Source organism: Actinoalloteichus spitiensis RMV-1378, from assembly GCF_000239155.1.
Classification (GTDB): Bacteria; Actinomycetota; Actinomycetes; order Mycobacteriales; family Pseudonocardiaceae; genus Actinoalloteichus_B; species Actinoalloteichus_B spitiensis.
Genome location: NZ_AGVX02000576.1, coordinates 1 through 2,915, shown reverse-complemented (window position 1 = coordinate 2,915; position 2,915 = coordinate 1). Strand labels below are relative to the sequence as shown.

At 75.5% G+C, this 2,915-nt stretch carries 3 protein-coding genes; all 3 read right to left on the bottom strand.

Going from position 1 to position 2,915, the window contains the following annotated elements; translation table 11 throughout:
• Nucleotides 1-387, bottom strand: a 387-nt coding sequence (locus ACTIDRAF_RS30485) for a fasciclin domain-containing protein (protein WP_016700868.1), incomplete at its 3' end; no start/stop codon positions are given.
• Complete coding sequence (locus ACTIDRAF_RS0221990) at nt 369-560, bottom strand: hypothetical protein (RefSeq protein WP_016700867.1); 192 nt, start codon at nt 558-560, stop codon at nt 369-371. The genes ACTIDRAF_RS0221990 and ACTIDRAF_RS30485, both read right to left, overlap by 19 nt.
• Nucleotides 561-658: 98 nt before the next feature.
• A complete protein-coding gene (locus ACTIDRAF_RS0221985) occupies nt 659-2,221 on the bottom strand; it encodes a molybdopterin-dependent oxidoreductase (RefSeq protein ID WP_016700866.1) in 1,563 nt (520 codons plus the stop codon).
• Nucleotides 2,222-2,915: the final 694 nt, after the last annotated feature.

Sequence of the window (2,915 nt, the reverse complement as noted above, 5' to 3'; positions counted from 1 at the left end):
CACGGTGTCGAGGAGCCCCCGCTGGGCGACGCCGTCGGCGTCCAACCGCTCCGGGACGACGTGGTAGGTCAGCACGCCGGTGAGGTCGTCCGCCCGCTCCGGGTCGCTCAGCAGCGCGGTCAGCTCGTCCTCGGGGATCGCCTCGAAGGCCGGGTCGGCGGGCGCGAAGACCGTGTAGCTGGCCCCGGTGTCGTTGAGGGTGTCCCCGAGGCCGGCGGCCTCGACGGCCGCGGTCAGGTTGGTCAGCAGCGGGTTGTTGCTCGCCGCGGTGCCCACCGGGTCGTCGGTCATGCCCTCGACCGAACCCGGGTCCTCCGGGTCGGTGGGAACCTGGTCGCAGCCCGGCCCGTACACGTCGGCGGCGGTGGTCACCCCGTCGCCGGCCATCCCCCCTCCGCCGAGGTGTCCTCCTCCGGCTGCGCCGGGGCGCTGGTCACCGTGCCGGTGTCCGTTCCCGGCGTGGTGTCCTGGGCTTCCTCCTCGCCGTTCGCGCAGGCGGCGAGCAGCAGGGCCGAGGCGGTGACACCGCCAACCAGGGCGGTGCGTCGCGTGGTCCGCATCGGATCGTTCCTCCTCGGTCTCTTTCTGGGACTTCACGGGGTATTCGGGGCGTTCGCCCGGAGGTGTTGCTCCGGATCGTGACGTTCCTCCCGAGCCCTCACTCGGCGGTGCAGACGACCGAGTGCCAGCCCGTCGCCCCGTCGGGCACGGTGCCGACCCGTTCCTCGGGCTGGGTGTGGCCGTTCCGGTCGGTGGCCCGGCAGGCGATGCGGTGGCTGCCGGGAGCGAGGTCGACCTCGGCCCGCCACATGCGCCAGGTGTCGGGGTTGACCTCCCGGGCCAGCGTCGCCGGCTGCCACGGCCCGTCGTCCACCCGCACCTCGACCCGGTCGGTTCCCGTCGTCTGGGCCCAGGCGACGCCGACGACCGTGGTCCTGCCGGCGGGGATCGTGTCGAACCCCCGGGGCGAGTCGATGCGGGACTGGGTCTTGATCGGCGCGCGTTCGGCCCAGCCCCGCTCCTCCCAGTAGGTGCGGCGTTCGCGGGTGGCCAGTTCCAGATCGACCACCCACTTGGTGGCGGACACGTAGCCGTACAGGCCGGCGGTGACCATGCGAACGGGAAAGCCGTGCTCGGGGGGCAGGGCCTCCCCGTTCATCCCGAAGGCGAGCAGGGCCACCCGGTCGGGATCGAGCAGGGTCTCCACCGGAGTCGCGGCGGTGTAGCCGTCCGCGCTGGCGCTGAACACCCGCTCGGCCACCGGCCGGACTCCCGCCTCCCGCAGGAGGTCGGCCACGGGGACGCCGACGAACTCGGCCGTCGAGACGTAGGGACCGCCGACCTCGTTGGAGACGCAGGTCATGGTGATCACCTCGGTCCGCCAGGGGCGGCGGAGCAGGTCGTCGAAGCTCAGGACCAGTTCCCGCTCGACCAGGCCGTGCACGCGCAACCGCCAGTCCTCGGCGCGCAGGTGCGGCACGCGCAGCGCGGTGTCGACCCGGTAGAAGTCGTCGTTGGCCGTGATGAACGTCGGGGTCCCCTGGTCGGCGAAGTCGGCTCCGCCCGGTGGTGGCGCGGCGGCCGGGAGGCGAGCGGTGACCGCCCGCCGGGACTCCTCCAGCCCGCCTCGACCGGTCAGCGCCTGACCTCCCAGCGCGGCGGCCGCCGAACCCAACCCGACCGCCCCGGTGGACACCAGGAGCCGCCTGCGCCCTAGTCCCGCGCCGGTCGCGGCCGGGTCCGTCCCGGTGCCCTCCCGGGAACCGTGCGGGCGGGAGGCCGACCGGAGCAGTGCGAACACCACGCCACCCACCACGGCCGACGAGAGCGGCACGGCCACGGCCCAGGCGGGCAGGTCGGGTCGGCCCAGCGTGGCGAGGGCCCCGGCCGCCCCGCCGAGCCCGACCAGGACGAGGCCGGGGAGCGGATCCCGACGGGCGGCGAGGCCGCTGGCGGCGCCGAGCACCGCGAGGACGACGGCCATCCCCACGAGCAACGCGGTCTTGTTCGCTTCGCCGAAGGTGGTGATCGCGAAGTCCTTGACGGGCTCCGGGGCCAGGTCGATGGCGGTGTTCCCGACGGCGAGGAAGGGCGAGGAACCGGGCTCACCGGTGAGACCGGCCAGCAGGTGGCCGGTACCGAGCGCGGCGGCCACGGACAGCAGTCCGGTCAGGCAGGACGTTCCTCGCGGCGGTCGGGGCGCGTTCTGGTGGTCCCTCATGCCCGTCCTTCGCGGCCGAGGCGCCTCCGGGTTGCCCGCGACCGGTTCACCGCGCGCCCGTGGGCGCGTTGGTCCAGGCCGGGCAGGCGGGACCTGGACGCGCCGCAGGCCGACTCGGCTGGCCGGGCAGGTGGCGCGGCGCGCAGGACTGCGGCGACGTGCGGGGCGATCCGGGGGGCGAGGTCCTTGGGTGGCAGGCCCGGTCGGGCGGCGCGGGGTCCGGACCGAGGCACGCGGGCGCTCGCCGGCACGGATCCTCCCACCCCGGTAGCCAGCGACCGGACGCGCACCCCACCGGGAAGAGCGGGCACCCCGGGTCACGCCGAGGCCAGCAGGCCAGCTCCTCGTGCCACGGCTGCGCCACCACCACGGGGACCACGAACCTGGTGCCCGGCGGCGGGGCCGCCTCCACGACGGCCCCCTCCGGCCGGGGCTGAACTCACCACCCCGCCGGCTCGGTCGCATCCCATCGCATGTCGTTGCCCGGTGCGAGCACGTCGCGCCGGCCGGGCCACCGGCCCCGCCCGCGACGGCGGAGGACCCGGTGCCCCCGACGCCGGGGCCGCTCCCCGGGGCCCTCGATCGACTGCCCCGGGGTCTCCCAGCTCCCGTCGACGCCGGGACCAGGAACCCGCCAGCGCCGCACGGAATCCTCTCACCGGTGAGGTGCCAACCGGGTGGCCGGCGCGGCCGG